This is a genomic window from Cognatundibacterium rivi (assembly GCF_018139565.1).
Lineage (GTDB): Bacteria > Pseudomonadota > Gammaproteobacteria > Burkholderiales > Burkholderiaceae_D > Undibacterium > Undibacterium rivi.
Genome location: NZ_JAGSPK010000004.1, coordinates 1 through 17,081, shown reverse-complemented (window position 1 = coordinate 17,081; position 17,081 = coordinate 1). Strand labels below are relative to the sequence as shown.

The following is a 17,081-nucleotide window of genomic DNA, read 5'->3' as shown; positions in this document are numbered from 1 at the left end:
AGTTTATTTATCCAAAATAGCTAATATGGTTTCCCATTCATGCGAAGCGACCGGCGTGATCGATAAGCGGCTTCCTTTTTGCAGAACCAGCATACTTGCTAACTCCGGTACAGATCTTAACTCTGCGAGACTCAATAACCGCGTTTTACGCAAGGCCTTAATATCAACCATCATCCAGCGCGGGTTTTCCCTGGTCGCCTTAGGATCGAAATATTTGCTGTCCTGATCAAACTGCGTATGGTCAGGATACGATGTACTGCTCACTTCCGCGATACCGGCAATACCCGGCTGAGCACAACTGGAATGATAGAACAACACACCATCACCGACTCGCATCGCATCCCGCATAAAATTTCGCGCCTGATAATTTCTCACGCCAAACCACGGCACGCTCTTCATCGACAGCACATCATCAATACTGATCTCATCAGGTTCTGACTTCATTAGCCAATAATTCATCATCGTTTGAGAGAAAGAGAAAGAGAAAGAGAAAGAGAAAAATAAATTGTCGCACATTCAGACGCGCCAAATAAAAAAACGACTGTCAGAAATGACAGTCGTTTCAGAATAAGCCCCCACCGATGCCGCTATGCCGGCATCCTGAACCTAAGCGGTTCAAGTTGGCCACGGTCAGTTCAATTTCGGGTTCATCGAACTAGCGACGCTCACACCCATCAAACAATATCCCACAGCCTATGCACATAAATGGTTCAAGGAATATATGGCACTGGCGAACACGGCAGGGAATTAAAGTTTACTCTCAAATGCGACTGAAGCGAGAACTATTTTGCTCATTTTTGATTAAATTAAGCAATAACTCTAAAAATCAAAATAGATTTTCTTGCGGAGTCAACGCCTGATCCATCACCTCATGCATCTGCGTCATCTTTTGTTTTACTTCCGACAAAGACAATCCAGATAAGGGGCCTTCGGGAGATTTAGTTGCCAGCAACTCGGTCGTCATACCCAACGCCGCCATCACTGCGATCCTGTCAGTACCTTTGACCCGGGAAGAGTCACGAATTGCACACATCTTCGCATCAAGATAAGCGGCAGCTTCGCGCAACGCTCTATCTTCACCTTCTTTGCAGGACAATTTGTAAGCTTGCCCCATGATATTGACGTCAACCTGAATCAATTTTTTATCCGTCATGCTGACACCTCTTCATCCTCCAGAACTTCTGCTGGTAATTGTGTCAGTAGAGCCGTAATCCGTTCATGTGCTTGTTGCATACGTTCCCTGACATCCTGATTCTGCGTTGTTAACGCAGTCACCTCATTACGCAAGGCAGCATTCTCCACCCGCAAGGCGTGGGTAAGCTCAGCAAGCTTGGCTACTTTTTCGGCAAGCAATTCGAAATCGGAAATCATCATATGTTTATGTATATTGGGGCGCGACAAACCTAGCTTCTTATTATACGAGCAAACCCTCAGCATCAGCATCGTGATCTAAAGCTAAACAAGTAAATTCAGTGTCTGAACGATATATTCAGCGTCCAGAAACGCCTTTCCAACAAACAGCACACTGCTTAAAACCGGAAAAATCAGAATGGGTCGCTTGCATTTTGCGTGCCGAATTATACAAATTGGCGCTTAGCATCACACTTTTTTAAAAAATAGGTTATTATTTGACGCATAGCTAACCACGCTTGGTTCTTCATTGGCATATTCAAGGTGCGAAATAAATTTCCGCTATTGAATTTAAGCCAATCGCCGCCAGATCCAACCTCTGAATACGGCGAGTTCCCAACTGCCCGACCGATATTCTGTGGCGCTGTTACCCCTTAATTTTTCCCTCTCAATGAGGATTCCATGAGCGAAAACATCAAATACGTAAGCGATGCTTCTTTTGAAGCTGATGTATTAAAATCTGACAAACCTGTCCTGGTCGATTTCTGGGCCGAATGGTGTGGTCCATGCAAAATGATTGCGCCGATTCTGGAAGAAGTTGCTAAAGAATACGATGGCAAAATTATTGTCGCAAAAATGGACGTTGATGCAAATCAGGCAGTTCCTGCCCAATTTGGCATCCGTGGTATCCCGACACTGATACTGTTCAAAAATGGCGCAGTAGCCGCACAAAAAGTCGGCGCACTGGCTAAAGGTCAGCTGATCTCTTTTATCGATAGCAATATCTGACAATTTGCTTACCTGCTGCGCTGGATGTTCTTTCTGATGGTGTACAATCCTTCAAAAATGAAATCCGGCGCCGTATGCGCATTGAGACCAAAGTACAAATACATAAAGAATGCTTAACAGGTCGCTGACCTCAAAAGACAAATAACGATTCTGTTTATTCCGCAGTTCCTCTGTTCACTCCCCCACCTCATATTCCCGTCCCGGGACACTCACCATGCATCTATCTGAATTAAAAGCCCTACACGTATCCGCATTACTGGAAATGGCGATCGGGCTTGATATTGACAACGCTGCGCGTATGCGCAAACAAGAATTGATGTTTGCGATTTTAAAAAAACGTGCAAAAGCAGGCGAACAAATTTTTGGCGATGGCGCACTTGAAGTATTACCTGATGGTTTTGGCTTCCTGCGCTCTCCCGATGCCAGCTACATGGCATCGACAGATGACATCTATATTTCTCCTTCGCAAATCCGCCGTTTCAATTTGCATACCGGTGACTCGATTGAGGGTGAAGTACGTACTCCTAAGGATGGCGAGCGCTATTTCGCACTGGTGAAAGTAGACAAGGTTAACGGCGAATCACCGGAAGCATCCAAACACCGTATTCTGTTTGAAAATCTGACACCTCTGCACCCGAACAAAGTGCTGACGCTGGAACGCGAAATGCGCGGCGAAGAGAATACGACAGGCCGGATTATCGACATGATTTCCCCTATCGGACGTGGTCAACGCGGCTTGCTGGTCGCATCACCGAAATCAGGTAAATCCGTGATGCTGCAGCATATCGCGCATGCCATCACAACCAATCATCCGGATGTAACATTAATCGTTTTACTGATCGATGAACGCCCTGAAGAAGTGACCGAAATGCAGCGTTCCGTGCGTGGTGAAGTCGTCGCCTCCACTTTCGACGAACCTGCAACACGCCACGTTCAGGTTGCTGAAATGGTACTGGAAAAAGCCAAGCGTTTAGTCGAAATGAAAAAAGACGTGGTCATTCTGCTCGACTCGATCACCCGTCTGGCGCGTGCCTACAATACCGTTATTCCGGCATCCGGCAAGGTGCTGACAGGCGGTGTCGATGCTAACGCATTGCAGCGCCCAAAACGCTTCTTCGGTGCAGCACGTAATGTCGAAGAAGGCGGCTCATTAACGATTATCGCCACGGCGCTGATTGAGACTGGCAGCCGTATGGACGACGTGATCTACGAGGAATTCAAAGGCACGGGTAACATGGAAGTACATCTGGAACGTCGCCTGGCGGAAAAACGCGTTTATCCGGCAATTAACCTGAATAAATCTGGCACACGTCGCGAAGAATTACTGATCAAACCAGATCAGCTCCAGAAAATCTGGATTTTGCGTAAGTTGCTGTATTCGATGGATGAAATCGAAGCGATGGAATTCATTCTCGATAAAATGAAAGCCACCAAAAATAATGCAGAGTTTTTTGAAATGATGCGTCGTGGTGGTTAAGTATGACCCTCGCTGTTGAATGAGCGCTGGTTGTACTGAAAAGAGCTGACAATGCAAGTTGTCGGTTCTTTTTTTTCGTCCTACTGTCTGATATCAATTCCATGAAAATAAAAAAGGCCTCCTGATTTGAATCAGGAGGCCTTTTTCTTTAAACGAACAATTTACTGGGAGATCGCTTTCACTTCCCAACCGCCACCAACTGCTTTATACAAGCTGACAACAGCACTGAGATGTGCTCGCTGAGTGTCGATCAACGCTGTTTCAACAGTTGCGAGATCGCGTTGAGCATTCAACACTTCCAGATAACTGCTGTAACCATTTTTATAGCGCAACTCAGCTAAACGCAGGCTATCTTTCAATGCCTTGACTCGTTTCAGATTTGCGCGATAAATTTGCTCATTCGATTCAGCGCTGCTCAACGCATCATGCACGTCACGGAAAGCGCCTTGTACCGCTTGCACATACTGTGCGGTGGCCTGCGTTTTACGCGCTTCTGCACCAGAGACCACCGCACCGATGGCTCCGGCACGGAATACCGGCTGGACCAGATTGGCACCGAGATTCCACAGCAACGATGTCGGATCAACCAGATCTTTGAATACGCGCGACTCGTAACCGATGCCTGTCGTCAACTTCAGACTAGGGAAATACGCCGCCTTCGCTTGCCCGATATCTGCATTCGCTGCCACTAACGTTTGCTCCGCTGCCAGAATATCCGGGCGGCGATTCAATACGTCGGATGGCAAATCAGCGGGTAAGCTCAGATGCTGATACAACGCCTGGATATCCTTGCCACGTGCGATCACTGGCTGTGCTACCGCAGCCGGACTGCGCCCAAGCAACACCGCGATTGCTGACTCAAGATTAGAGACAGCGAGCTTCGCTTGCGATACGCTGACTTCTGCGGCAGCAGTTTCGGATTCGGCTTGATGCAAATCCAGCTCACCTGCCGCGCCAGATGCGAAGCGTTTCTGTTGCAAACGCAGATTTTCCGCACGTGTCTGATAAGTCGCCTGCGCTAATGCCAGTTGTGCATCAGCGGCACGCAAAGCGAAATAACTTTGTGCAAGATTACTAAACAAACTGGTTTGCACCGTCGTACGGTTGTACTCCTGCACGAATAAGCGAGCTTTCGCTGCCTCATCTGCGCGAGATAATTTCCCCCAGAAATCGACTTCATAAGAAGCAGTCAAACCTAACTGGAAATCTTTACTGACCGGCTCAGCACCGCTGGCCAACTTACCGGCATTTTCACTGGTACGAACTTTAGAGCCACTCAGGGTCGCGTCAACACTAGGATAACGGTTCGACTTCGCACCAACTGCAAGAGCGCGAGCCTCTTCTATACGCCCTGTCGCCAGCAACAAATCCTGATTATTTTTTGCGGCTTCCTGGATCAGATCAAGCAAAACCGGGTCATTGAACGCGCTCCACCATTGCACGAAGTCAGTATTGGCCGCTTTACCGCCGGTCGCCTCCAGCTTCGCAGGAACCTCAAGCTGAGGACGTTGATAATCAGGCCCGACCGATGCACAACCCACGAGTGCCAGACTCGCGACAATAGTGCTCAGGACAAATTGAGTTTTCAGCATAATTACTCCTTCCCTTCTGCTTGTTTTTCTTTAATCAACTGCCCCAGAGGAATGTGATCAGGATGATGGAAGTCTTCAGGGAATGTTTTAAACCGCTTGTCGTTAATCAGCTTAAAGAACAAAGGAACAAAGAAGATCGCGAGGAAAGTCGCAGCCAGCATACCGCCCAACACACCGGTACCCAGGGATTGACGTGCCGCAGCACCCGCACCGTGTGAGAATGCCAGTGGCACAACACCCAGAATAAACGCCAGCGATGTCATCAGAATCGGACGGAAACGCAAGCGTGCCGCTTCTACCGCTGCTGCAACCGGCGCATAACCTTCATGCACTTTCATCACCGCAAACTCCACAATCAGAATCGCATTTTTCGCCGATAAACCAAGTAAGGTGACCAAGCCGATCTGGAAGTACACGTCATTATTAAAGTGACGCAGATATACCGCCAGCAGCGCGCCGAAGATACCGAAAGGCATCGCCAGCAATACCGAGAACGGCAGCGACCATTTTTCGTACTGTGCAGCCAGAATCAGGAAAATCATCAAGACACCCGCGCCCAACGCCAAACCTGCGGCGTTGCTGCTACGTTTTTCCTGGAACGATGCACCACCCCAGTCATACACAACATCAGATGGCAAAACATTTTTCGCGGCACGTTCCATCGCTGCGATCGCCTGACCAGAACTGAAGCCTGGCTTAGCATCGCCCATGAGTTTAATTGCAGGCAAGGCATTGAAACGTTCTACCGAATCAGGCCCGGTAATGAACTTGATCGTGGTAAATGCGCGGATCGGTACCATCTGACCGCTGGCAGCGCGCACATACATAGCCCCAATATCATCTGGTTTAGCGCGGAACTGGCCTTCTGCCTGCAACTGCACTGTGTAGATACGACCATTTTTATTGAAGTCGTTCACATAGTAACTACCCATCGTAGCTGCCAGTGTGCTGTAAACATCAGCCAGTGCAACGCCCATCGATTTGGCTTTTTCATTGTCCACATCCACATACAATTGTGGCGAATTCGCTTGCCATAATGTTTTCACACCTGCGAGCTCTGGCTGTTTGTTTGCTTCTGCAATCAGCAAAGGCAAAATCTCTGCCAGACGTTTAACACCACCCTCGCCAGCATTCTGCAGATAGAATTCAAAACCACCGGTTTGCCCTAAACCCTGAATTGCAGGTGGAGCAAAAAATAAAGGTAAACCTTCTTTAATGCCACCCGTTTTCATATAGCTTTCGCCAACCAGCTGTTGCGCAGATTTACTACGTTCTTCCCACGGTTTCAACGGGAAAAACATCGTCGCCGCAGATGATTTCAGACCGCCACCGCCAAGGAAATCCAGACCAACTAACGCAAATGTGGTGTCGATATCGGGATTCGTTTTCATTGCCGCTTCAACTTGTTTGACAACAGCATCGGTACGATCAAGCGAAGCACCATCCGGCAAAATTGTCGCGCCGATGAAATAACCCTGATCTTCATCCGGCACCAATCCACCAGGGACAGTTTTCCACAGGACACCAGTCAAAGCGACCATGCCCAGCACCAATGCAACGCCTAACACGGCTCGCTTGAGGAAAAAGCTGACACCATTGGTATAGTGTTTTGTGAAACGCAGGAAAGCCGCGTTAAACCATAAGAAAAACCGATGGTGATTTTCTGCTCCGGGTTTCAATAAAATCGCACACAAAGCTGGAGTCAGAGTCAAAGCAACGATACCGGATAACACTACCGCGATCGAAATCGTGACAGAGAACTGACGATACAACTCACCAGCGAGTCCACCAAGGAAAGCAATCGGACCAAAAGCTGCCACCAGCACCAGCACAATCGCAATCACAGGCCCGGTCACTTCTTGCATCGCTTCAATTGCCGCGTCCTTCGGGGTCATGCCCTCTTCGTTCATCAGACGCTCAACGTTTTCCAACACCACAATCGCATCATCAACAACGATACCGATCGCCAGTACCATACCGAACAGCGTCAACGTGTTAATGCTGTATCCCAACAGATGCAGCCCGGCCATCGTACCAACAAGAGAGACTGGAACCGCCAGCGTAGGAATAATGGTTGCGCGCCAGCTTTGCAGAAACAGATACACAACAATAAACACCAGCACCATCGCTTCGCCCAGAGTCTTGAGCACTTCATAGATAGACTCGGTCACAAACGGTGTCGTGTCATATGGTGTTGCGTAACTCATTCCCTCTGGGAATTTTGCCTTCAGGTCTTCCAGTGTTTTCTCAACCGCCTTACGTGTTTCCAGCGCATTTGCGCCGGTTTGCAAGAACACACCGATATTGGCAGATGGATGTCCATTAATACGACCATAGAGGTTGTAATCTTTTGAACCCAGTTCAACACGCGCCACATCTTTAATACGTATCGTGCCGCCACTCTTATCCGATTTCACGATGATATTGGCAAACTGTTCCGGTTCCAGCAAACGACCTTTCGCCGTCACCGTCATTGTCAGCTCTTCGGTATTATTTGGCGTCGCGCCAATCTTACCTGCGGCATACTGCGCATTTTGCTCATTCACTGCATTAGAAATATCGGCCACTGTGACACCAAGCTGCGCCATGCGGTCAGGACGCATCCAGATCCGCATTGCATAGTCTTTAGCACCGAAAATCTGTACGTTCGTGGTTCCCGGAATCCGCTTGATCGCATCCAGTACGTTTTGCGTCGCGTAATTAGAAAGATACAAAGCATCGTAACGATTATCAGGCGAGTACAAAGCTGCAACCACCAGGAAATTCGACGAACTCTTGGAAACTGTCACGCCCTGGCGACGCACTTCTTGCGGCAACTTGGCATCAGCCTGACGCACGCGGTTGTTCACGTTCACCGCAGCAATATCGAGATCGGTACCGACTTCGAAGGTCACGTTAATTGACACGCGACCATCTGCTGACGAAACAGAATCCATATACAGCATGTGTTCGACACCGTTGATCTGTTCCTCAATCGGAGCCGCGACGGTGCGCTCAATCACTTCAGCAGACGCACCTGGGTACACTGCAGTCACATTGACTACCGGCGGAGAAATTTCCGGGTAGCGAGAAATTGGCAGGACGCGTAATGCGGCCAGACCAGCCAGCACGATAATCAGCGAAACGACAGTCGCGAAAATCGGCCGGTTAATAAAAAATTTAGAGAACATGAATTATTCCTTGTCGCCTGCTTCTGTCAGAAGCAGGATGTTCATAAAGAATGGAGTGCTATCAACAATAAGCCACGCATCTCTCAATGCGTATTGACACAGTTACTTAGTGCTGGCAGCCGACGCGGCAGATGCTGCCCCTGTTGCAGAAGCACCTTCTTTTGCGGCAGCCGGAGCTGCTGTAGGCGCGGGTGCAGCATTGGCTGCCTGTGCGGAAATAAGCACTGGCTTCACTGTCATACCAGGCTCATGCGCTTTGATCACGCCATCAACCATCACGCGCTCACCAGCTTTCAGTCCTTTGGTAACGATCCATTCTCCGTGCGACCAGCCGTCAAGCTCAACCGGACGAGGTGCCAATTTGTTATCTGGTGTCACCACAAAAACAATCTTGCCCATCGGTGCATCAATCACAGCACGTTGTGGTACAGCGAGTGCCCCTATACGTTTCGCCCCAGACAACATGACGCGAACAAATTGTCCAGGACGCAGAGTACCGTCAGGATTAGCCACTTGCGCACGCGCGTCAAAACCGCCATTGGCAGCGTTAATACGTTCACTGACAAAATTCATTTTGCCCGTCGCTGGGAACATGCTGCCATCGGCCAGTTTCAGCTTCACATCAAAGCCTATGCTGCCATTTTTAGCAACTTTTCCTGGTACAGCGACCTTGCCACCATTCACTTCTTTGGAAACTTTCAGGTAATCCGATTCCGGAATACTGAAGTTCACATACAAAGTATCGGTCTGAACAATCGTGGTCAATAAACTGTCTGCGCTAGTGATCAGACTACCGTTCGACTTAGCCGCCATGCCGGTGACGCCGTCTATCGGTGCCACGACTTTGGTATAGCCCAGATTCAGTTTTGCTTCATTTGCTTGTGCACGCGCTTGCTTGTAGCTGGCTTCTGCGGTTTCCAGCGTTGACTTTGCATCGTCAAATTCTTTTTGACTGATCGCTTTTTCTGTCGCCAGAGGTGCCAGACGCGCATATTCACGTTTTGCCTGATTCAGCTTCGCTTCTGCAACGCCAGCAGAAGCTTCGGCGGAGGCAAGTTGCGTCTGATAAGTCGCTGGATCGATCTGGAATAAGACTGTGCCTGCTTTCACGCGGGAGCCTTCTTCGTATAAACGATTTTCCAGAATGCCCGGAACACGCGCCCGGATCTCTGTTTCTTTGGAGCCTGCAGTCTGGCCCACATATTCAAAATCCACTGCAAGATCACGACTTTCCAGCGCAACGACATTAACTTCTGGCGGAGGCATATTGCCTGGACCAGCATTTTGCCCACCTTGCTTGCCGCACGCAGTCAACACAATTAAAGACAAACTGATCGCCAGCGCACTGGCGGCGCGGCGAGAGAATAATTGTGATATCTGTGATGACAGGGTCAAGGACTGGGACGAAGGGAAACCTGAGGAGTACATAGAAATTCTTTCTTATAAATGAAAGGACGGTGTGCTATTATATACATACACGAATGTTTGTAAATGAAATTCTGAAATGACCCTATAGATTAGCAAGGCATTCACAGATAACGATGACAACTTGATTACGAATCGCCAAATCATCGAAATTAACGGCAGGCGGTATTCAACAAGTACGCCAAGATTGAGATCGTTATTATTATCTGGATAGCCTTGTTTCTCATGTAACAAAGTATGAATTTTTCGTAAAAAGAAGTGTACTACCGCAAACTTCGTGGAAATAGAGTCATTCTGGTATTGCGATAATTGCGCCCTCCTCTTAAGATGCCGGCAAAAAGAGGAAAGCGCATCTTTACAAAAAACGGGGACACATCAGACAGAGTGATATCAGTGCGCCAGGTTACCTTCGGCAACCGGGCGGCAGATATGAACTTAGCAAGGAAAATCATGGCAAGAAAGACGAAAGAGGAAGCACAGGAAACCCACACAGCACTGTTAAATGCTGCGGAAGATGTCTTCTCGACTAAAGGCGTGACCAACACTACGCTGAATGACGTCGCATGTGCAGCTGGAATGACGCGCGGAGCTATCTATTGGCACTTTAAAGATAAGAACGCGCTGTTTCAGGCGATGTGTGATCGCGCCTTCCTGCCTATGGAAGCCTTATTGAACGAAATAAGTGATGCGCCCCAAAAAGATCCCATCGCGGCGCTACGGCAGTTGAATATCCACTTTCTGAAACTCGTCTCCAGTGACCCTCGCCAACGTAAGGTATTCGACATTATTTTTAATCGTAGCGAAAAAACAGCTGACCTTCCCTACTTCGAAACTGAAAAAGAAAAGCGCACAGAATGCATGAATAAAGTGCAGGTCATTATCGACAATGCAGTCGCTTCAGGCCAATTGCCGCCGGAGACTGATACGTGGATCGCCATGCAAGCAAATCATAGTTTCCTGGTAGGTCTCATCGGTGAATGGCTTGAAGACCCAAATGCCTACTGTATCAACACGCACGCAGAGGATATGGTAGATATGTTTTTAAGCGGCTTACAGACACGTCCGCCGCTTAAAAAAAATCCCAGATCTGCCTGAGTATCGGGTAACTGCAGCTACTGGCAGTATTACTTATATTCAGGCGGGTAACTTCAGATCAAACTTGACTGCCAGCATCCGTAAGGCGAAGGTACTGATAATGCCGGCGAGCAAGGCTGCCGCATCGTTAAACTGAAGGTAAGTCATTCCTAGATAAACCCAGCATCCCGTGAAAGCACAGGTAGCGTAAAGTTGACCGCGCCGGAATACCATGGGTATCTCGTTACAGATCACATCCCGCAGTACACCACCAAAAATACCGGTAATAACGCCCATCATGGCGCAGACAAAAGCCGGCATATCTAACTCCAGTGCCAGCGATGTTCCTGTCACGCTGAATAAGCCTAAGCCCAGAGCATCAGCCCACTCGATCGCGCTCTCAGTAACAGCATGGCGCAAATGACGAAACAAAGGCGTAGCGATCAATGCCAGTAAAAAAATCAATATGGGATATTCCTGATTTTCCACCCAAAACAGTGGGCGACGATCAAGCAATAAATCACGCAGCGTACCGCCACCAAAAGCGGTAATAAAGGCAACCGTGAACACCCCGACCGGATCCATACGCTTGCGCCTGGCCTCGATAAATCCGGAACAGGCAAATGCCACGACACCTGCCACTTCGATGGTGTGTAACATTGCGTTCATCCCTACATAGCTTCCTGCCATACTCTTCTCACGTCATTCAATCAATGCCAAATTTTAACTGCAGTCCGGCTAAATCATTACGCAAAATTAAAACTGCAATGCCATATTGATAAACAAAATTAAGGAATCAATCAACACCCCTGCGTTTATTGATCAGTAAACATGGTGAAACAATCCGATATGGCGCCAACGAACGATCCTATTGTATAATCGCGGGCTTGGTATTTTGCAATCGCAAAATCCATGATTACTTTAACTCTGGCAAGTGATACGCAATCGGGTCAAGAAGCGAGACGACCGACGAAGTGCTTATTGGCTACCAACTTTATATTGAGGCAAGCATGAAAGAAGGCATCCACCCAAACTATCGCGAAGTGTTGTTCCACGACGTTTCTAACGATTTCAAATTCATCACACGTTCAACTATCAGCACAAAAGACAAAGCTGAATTTGAAGGTAAAGAATATCCACTGGTAAAGATCGAGGTTTCTGCAGAATCCCATCCTTTCTACACTGGTAAACATAAAATCGTTGACACCGCTGGTCGCGTTGACAAATTCCGTAAAAAGTTCGGCAGCGTTGGTTCCAAGACTTCTGTTGCTAACTAATTCGTGCAATGATTTAAATAAAAAAAGGCAGCTCAGGCTGCCTTTTTTACTTCTTCTTTCCTTACAATAAGCACGCTTTCCACCCACATTTAACGCTATGAAGCCAGTTCGTCTTCCTGCCTCCGCCACCATTGCCCTTCCTCGCTGGGGAATACTGGCACTCTGTCTGCTCTACATCCTGCCTGGTCTGATTGGACGAGATCCATGGAAAGGCGATGATGCGACAAGTTTCGGCATCATGTGGACGATGGCGCAAGGCACGCTTTCCGACTGGCTGTGGCCACACATCGTTGGCCTGCCCATGGCAGAAAAAGGACCACTGGCGTTTTGGATCGGTGCCATCTGCGTCAAACTATTCGGTGGTATTGTTGGCGCTCCTATGGCGGCTCGACTGTCGACGGGTTTTTTCTTTTTACTCGGATCAGTTTCAGTCTGGTATGCAACCTATCTGCTTGGGCGCCGAGCAGAAGCCCAGCCACTGAAACTCGCTTTTGGCGGACAACCGGATCCCAAAGATTTCGGCCGCACACTTGCCGACGGCGCCCTACTGATCTACCTCGGATGTCTGGGCTTACTGATACGTAGCCACGAAACGGGCGCCGAAACCCTGCAAATTTCGCTTGTGGCATTCACTCTGTATGTTTGCGTCCGCCTGTTCGATACGCCAAAAATTTCTCTTAGTGCTCAATTAGGACTCAGTCTCGGCCTGCTCGTACTAACGAAAGGCTGGGTACTGCCAGTTACCTTGTTTTTGATACTGATCGTGCTGTGTGTTTATCGCCAGCAAACGCAGCACATTAAATTTATTGTTGCGGCGTTACCTGTCGCGCTGCTTCCAACAACTATCTGGCTGCTTGCAATACAAGTTAATCATCCATATGACAGCAGTCCGATTCCCGCCTGGATGTTATGGAATTACCGTCAGATTAACTGGCCTGGTATCGATAGCATCAGCTACTTTTTTAAATATAGCATCTGGTTTGCGTGGCCAGCCTGGCCTTTTGCTGCGTGGGCTATTTACGCATGGCGGAGGCAAGAAAAAGCGCTGCATATTGCGTTACCAGTTGCATTCCTGTTCGGATTTATCATTCTGGCCTTAATGAGTCAAAATGCAGAGGAAAGTTTATTACTCCCGCTGCTGCCCCCAATAGCAATTCTTGCTGCATTCGGCCTCCCAACAATGAAGCGCAGTGCTATCAACGCGGTTGACTGGTTTGCAGTGACTGTCCTCACAGGCACTGCGGGCTTTATCTGGTTGGGTTGGATAGCAGAGCAAACTGGGGTCCCCAGCAACCTGGGAGCAAAAATTCTAAGGCTTGCTCCGGGTTTCGAAGCAAGCTTTAATCCGTTCATTTTCACGCTTGCGTTCATCGCTACGGTTGCCTGGTTCCTTCTGGTTTACTGGCGTATTTCACGGCAACCATCGGTTCTTTGGCGGGCAGTCGTGCTGTCTAGTGGCGGACTTATTTTATGCTGGTTACTGCTGCTGACGTTATGGCTGCCATGGATTAATCACCGAGTGACTTATGCCAGTGTTGCCGAAGACCTCGCCCAGCAACTACCGAATAAATCTTACTGTATCGAAGGATATATCGGGCCATCGCAACGGAGCACTTTTGCTTACTTCGGCAAAATACAATTCGCAGGATTCTCAGACCATGACTGCGGTTATCTGATGACGCAGAATAGCCGGAAGCAAACTGCCACACCCGTTATGCCAGCTCACGTTGACGCAGAACAATGGGAACCCGTCTGGAGCGGACACCGTGCTGCCGATAAAGATGAATTATTTATATTGTATCGCCGTAAATTACAGTAAAAATATAACGATAAGCATATCGGGCCAACGAAGGTCCGGTATGCAACCAATTCATTACTGGACATTCAAGCTACGTCGTTCAATTCAATACTGAATTAAATGAGAGCCCGTGATTAAAAATTTTTTGTAAATTAGCCCAGGTCATGCAACTAGTGGAGGACCTACTTTTTTGCGAGAACAACTTAGGACAAATACAGAGAGAACGGACAACTACTTTAGAAGGTATTTAGTAGTACGTTCAATTTGATTGGCAAATAAAAAAGCACCCAAAAGGTGCTTTTTTATTAAATTTTTTTGGTGCCGAGAGCCGGAATCGAACCGGCACGCCTTGCGGCGCGGGATTTTGAGTCCCGTGCGTCTACCTATTCCGCCATCTCGGCAACGCATAAGCGGGATTATGACATTAATAGGCAAAACTTGCAATACGCGCGGTCAATCAGCCTTGTGCTGATCTGCAAAATAAATCTCTTTAAATCGAACTGAATCACTCTCGATTAATATCGATACTCATCAACAAGGTGCTTGTTAAAGCTGTATTTTGTCCCGCCCTGTAACGCATCAACCAATCGTTTTGGATTCGCCGCAGAGATAAAAATATCGGCAACTCCATCTTTAATACGAAACTTGGTCGCAGGACTCAGGATGTTATTCGCCTTAATCGTTAAGTGACGAATGATTCTCGCTTTATCGCTACAAATCAGAAAATGAATTTCTTTGCGAAAGTGAGTCAGAGGAATATTGAGCCACCAGCCTTCATCACCCGCGTAACGGACAACATTCGAAAACTGCGTATTCATATCATTGAGTATGTTCGCACGTAAAGACTCATTCGCGATCAATATAGCTTCAGATTTGTTCATTGTTACCTTTAAAAATAAACTGATTGCGTGTTCTGCAATCTCAGTCGTCATTGTAAATGGGAAGCCAGAAGCTATGCATACAGAGAATCCGAAAAATACCTTGAATAACCTGGGATTATGCCAAAGCGCAAATTTTCCGTTTATACGAAATACAAGAGCAATTTACAATCAGGTTTGTTTTTGCCGATATGAATCTTGATTCAAACTGGCGATCATATTTTTTATAACATCACGGGAGAGTAAATGAATTCTTTTTTAACGCATGGCGTCATTGCTATGCTGCTGAGTTTTTCGAGCATTTGTCTGGCAGCGATACCTGCAACTGTGCGGGTGGACTACATGCACACCGGCAACGCTAAAACTGAACAATACGCTTTAAGTCGCGTCTTGATAGAGCCTCTGCCTTGGCCTGGTAACTTACAGCAAAACATTGATACATCTGATCGCGGCGTTAACAAAGTAGAAGTGAGCGATCTGAAAACTGGTGAACTCATTTATTCACGAGGATTTTCAACGATTTTTGGCGAATGGAAAAGTACAGATGAAGCTAGCAAGTTAAATCGTGGCTTTGAAGAATCGGTGCGTTTTCCAAAGCCAAGCAATCCTGTGCGAGTCACTATTCTGAAGCGGAATGAGAGTAATACATTTGTGCCAGTATGGAGCGTTGATATCGATACCGATGCACAGGATGTCATCCGCAAGCAACCACGAGCCATCGCCAAACCCGTGCCGATAGTCGTCAGTGGTCCATCGCCAGAGAAGGTGGATTTATTAATTCTTGGGGATGGTTACAGTGCCGCAGAAATGAAGAAATTTATCGCAGATGCGCGTCGTTTATCGGCGCACCTTTTTAAGGTTTCACCGTTCAAAGAACGTGCCAAAGACTTTAACGTCTGGGCAATCGCCGTTCCAACCAGTGAATCGGGGGTCTCGCGCCCTTCAACCGGAGTGCATCATGCGTCTGCACTCGGCACGCGTTACGATATATTTGGCAGTGAACGCTATATTCTTACAACAGATAACCGCGCGCTCAGAGACATCGCCCAAAATGCTCCTTACGAGTTCATTGAAATTCTCGTTAATAATGAGACTTATGGAGGTGGCGGTATTTTTGGACAATTCAGTACTGCGGCAGCAAAAAATGACTGGGCTGAATATCTTTTTGTGCATGAATTAGGTCATCACTTTGCTGGTCTCGCTGATGAATATTACACATCACCTGTCGCGTATCAAAGCAGTGAGGTATTGCCAGAACCATGGGAACCGAATGCGACAACCTTGCGTGACCCGGCTAATCTGAAGTGGAAACACAAGGTAAGACCGGGGACACCATTGCCTACCCCATGGCCTAAAACGGTGTTTGATCAGCACGCAAAAGAATACCAGCAAAGTCGAATTCAACTACGTGCACAAAATCGACCTGAATCCGAAATGAGTGCTTTATTTAAAGAGGATCTGCAATTTAATCGCCAATTGTTTTCCAACGCTTCGCATAAAAACGATGTTGGGGCTTACGAAGGGGCGAATTATGAGTCAACTGGATATTTCCGTCCGCAAATGCAATGCATTATGTTCGACCGTAGCGACTCTTTCTGTGACGTATGTAACGAAGCGATCAACGTCATTATTGACTTGTATAGTAAATCGGGAGCAAAAAAGTAAGTCTGTCGTCAAAAGCAAGTTAACGCAAAGGCGAATGTATCAAATAGGAACGACTGCTCCTGAAAATTCCAAACTCCAACGGAGCGATAAAAAAGCCGAACCCTGGTGCGAATGTTGCCACGGTTAAGGTTGGCTACCACTTCTGATCAGATTCTGACCTGGCGTAGCCGACAGCGAGGAATAAGGAAGTGCTAAGGCGCCTTGATAGGTGCGAGCAAGACCAGCAAGATCAAACAAAGGAGCTTACGGGCTCCTTTTTCTTTACCCGGCAATATTGACTACTGGTCAGTAAGAGAAGGCGAGTCCAGTTCACGCAGAAAGAGAAAGAAGAGCGAGAATGAGGAAGATGCGCCGGAATCAGAAATAAAGCCAGCGGTACCGAAGCATGAAGAAGAAGAAGAAGAAGAAGAAGAAGAAGAAGAAGAAGAAGAAGAAGAAGAAGAAGAAGAAGAAGAAGAAGAAGAAGAAGTAAAAAAGAGATCACCAAAAGCAAAACCCCCGGTTACGGTAGGTAACGGGGGGTTAGCAGAATACAAGCCTGACGATAACCTACTTTCACACTGGTTGCAGCACTATCATTGGCGCA

At 47.6% G+C, this 17,081-nt stretch carries 15 protein-coding genes, 1 tRNA gene and 1 other RNA gene; 7 read left to right on the top strand and 10 right to left on the bottom strand.

The features are described 5' to 3' along the window. Positions 1-3: 3 nt before the first annotated feature. From KDM87_RS11840 to KDM87_RS11825, 4 genes are all read right to left on the bottom strand, one after another. Positions 4-459, bottom strand: a complete 456-nt coding sequence (locus KDM87_RS11840; RefSeq protein WP_212679293.1) for an EVE domain-containing protein — start codon at positions 457-459, stop codon at positions 4-6. A gap of 109 nt (positions 460-568) precedes the next feature. Continuing rightward, positions 569-749: non-coding RNA, 6S RNA (ssrS, locus tag KDM87_RS11835), on the bottom strand. A gap of 77 nt (positions 750-826) precedes the next feature. Then, entirely contained in the window at positions 827-1,138 is a 312-nt protein-coding gene (locus tag KDM87_RS11830) for a cell division protein ZapA (protein WP_186885277.1), read from the bottom strand. Positions 1,139-1,149: 11 nt separating this feature from the next. Beyond that, positions 1,150-1,374, bottom strand: coding sequence for a DUF904 domain-containing protein (locus KDM87_RS11825; protein WP_230407742.1), 225 nt, complete (start codon positions 1,372-1,374; stop codon positions 1,150-1,152). 438 nt (positions 1,375-1,812) lie between these two features. On the opposite strand from KDM87_RS11825, the gene trxA reads away from it, so the two are divergent. Further along, on the top strand, positions 1,813-2,139 hold the full coding sequence (gene trxA / locus KDM87_RS11820; RefSeq protein WP_186885006.1) for a thioredoxin TrxA: 327 nt from the start codon (positions 1,813-1,815) through the stop codon (positions 2,137-2,139). A gap of 214 nt (positions 2,140-2,353) precedes the next feature. Further along, entirely contained in the window at positions 2,354-3,616 is a 1,263-nt protein-coding gene (gene rho, locus KDM87_RS11815) for a transcription termination factor Rho (RefSeq protein WP_212679292.1), read from the top strand. Between the two features lie 161 nt (positions 3,617-3,777). Here rho and KDM87_RS11810 read toward each other — a convergent pair whose 3' ends face one another. The 3 genes from KDM87_RS11810 to KDM87_RS11800 form a co-directional block, all read right to left on the bottom strand. Further along, positions 3,778-5,208 carry an efflux transporter outer membrane subunit gene (locus KDM87_RS11810; protein WP_212679291.1) on the bottom strand — a complete coding sequence of 477 codons (1,431 nt, stop codon included), beginning with the start codon at positions 5,206-5,208 and terminating at the stop codon, positions 3,778-3,780. 2 nt (positions 5,209-5,210) lie between these two features. Continuing rightward, on the bottom strand, positions 5,211-8,378 hold the full coding sequence (locus tag KDM87_RS11805; RefSeq protein ID WP_212679290.1) for an efflux RND transporter permease subunit: 3,168 nt from the start codon (positions 8,376-8,378) through the stop codon (positions 5,211-5,213). 102 nt (positions 8,379-8,480) lie between these two features. Next, positions 8,481-9,806 carry an efflux RND transporter periplasmic adaptor subunit gene (locus tag KDM87_RS11800; RefSeq protein ID WP_212679289.1) on the bottom strand — a complete coding sequence of 442 codons (1,326 nt, stop codon included), beginning with the start codon at positions 9,804-9,806 and terminating at the stop codon, positions 8,481-8,483. Between the two features lie 447 nt (positions 9,807-10,253). Here KDM87_RS11800 and KDM87_RS11795 point away from each other — a divergent pair, with 447 nt between their 5' ends. After that, complete coding sequence (locus tag KDM87_RS11795) at positions 10,254-10,898, top strand: TetR family transcriptional regulator (protein WP_212679288.1); 645 nt, start codon at positions 10,254-10,256, stop codon at positions 10,896-10,898. A gap of 39 nt (positions 10,899-10,937) precedes the next feature. Here KDM87_RS11795 and KDM87_RS11790 read toward each other — a convergent pair whose 3' ends face one another. Beyond that, positions 10,938-11,546: a trimeric intracellular cation channel family protein gene (locus KDM87_RS11790; RefSeq protein ID WP_186885275.1), complete on the bottom strand. Its 609-nt coding sequence runs from the start codon at positions 11,544-11,546 to the stop codon at positions 10,938-10,940. Between the two features lie 341 nt (positions 11,547-11,887). Between KDM87_RS11790 and KDM87_RS11785 the strand changes: the two genes are divergently transcribed. Together KDM87_RS11785 and KDM87_RS11780 are read left to right on the top strand one after the other, a co-directional pair. Beyond that, positions 11,888-12,154 carry a type B 50S ribosomal protein L31 gene (locus KDM87_RS11785; RefSeq protein ID WP_186885000.1) on the top strand — a complete coding sequence of 89 codons (267 nt, stop codon included), beginning with the start codon at positions 11,888-11,890 and terminating at the stop codon, positions 12,152-12,154. A 97-nt stretch (positions 12,155-12,251) separates the two neighbouring features. After that, a complete protein-coding gene (locus tag KDM87_RS11780) occupies positions 12,252-13,973 on the top strand; it encodes an ArnT family glycosyltransferase (RefSeq protein WP_212679287.1) in 1,722 nt (573 codons plus the stop codon). Between the two features lie 295 nt (positions 13,974-14,268). Here the strand turns inward: KDM87_RS11780 and KDM87_RS11775 are convergent. Beyond that, a tRNA-Leu gene (locus tag KDM87_RS11775) sits at positions 14,269-14,353 on the bottom strand. Positions 14,354-14,467: 114 nt separating this feature from the next. Next, positions 14,468-14,833 carry a hypothetical protein gene (locus KDM87_RS11770; protein ID WP_212679286.1) on the bottom strand — a complete coding sequence of 122 codons (366 nt, stop codon included), beginning with the start codon at positions 14,831-14,833 and terminating at the stop codon, positions 14,468-14,470. A gap of 243 nt (positions 14,834-15,076) precedes the next feature. On the opposite strand from KDM87_RS11770, the gene KDM87_RS11765 reads away from it, so the two are divergent. Together KDM87_RS11765 and KDM87_RS11755 are read left to right on the top strand one after the other, a co-directional pair. Next, positions 15,077-16,495, top strand: a complete 1,419-nt coding sequence (locus KDM87_RS11765; RefSeq protein ID WP_212679285.1) for an IgA Peptidase M64 — start codon at positions 15,077-15,079, stop codon at positions 16,493-16,495. Positions 16,496-16,696: 201 nt separating this feature from the next. Beyond that, positions 16,697-17,081, top strand: a 385-nt coding sequence (locus KDM87_RS11755) for a hypothetical protein (RefSeq protein WP_212679284.1), incomplete at its 3' end; no start/stop codon positions are given.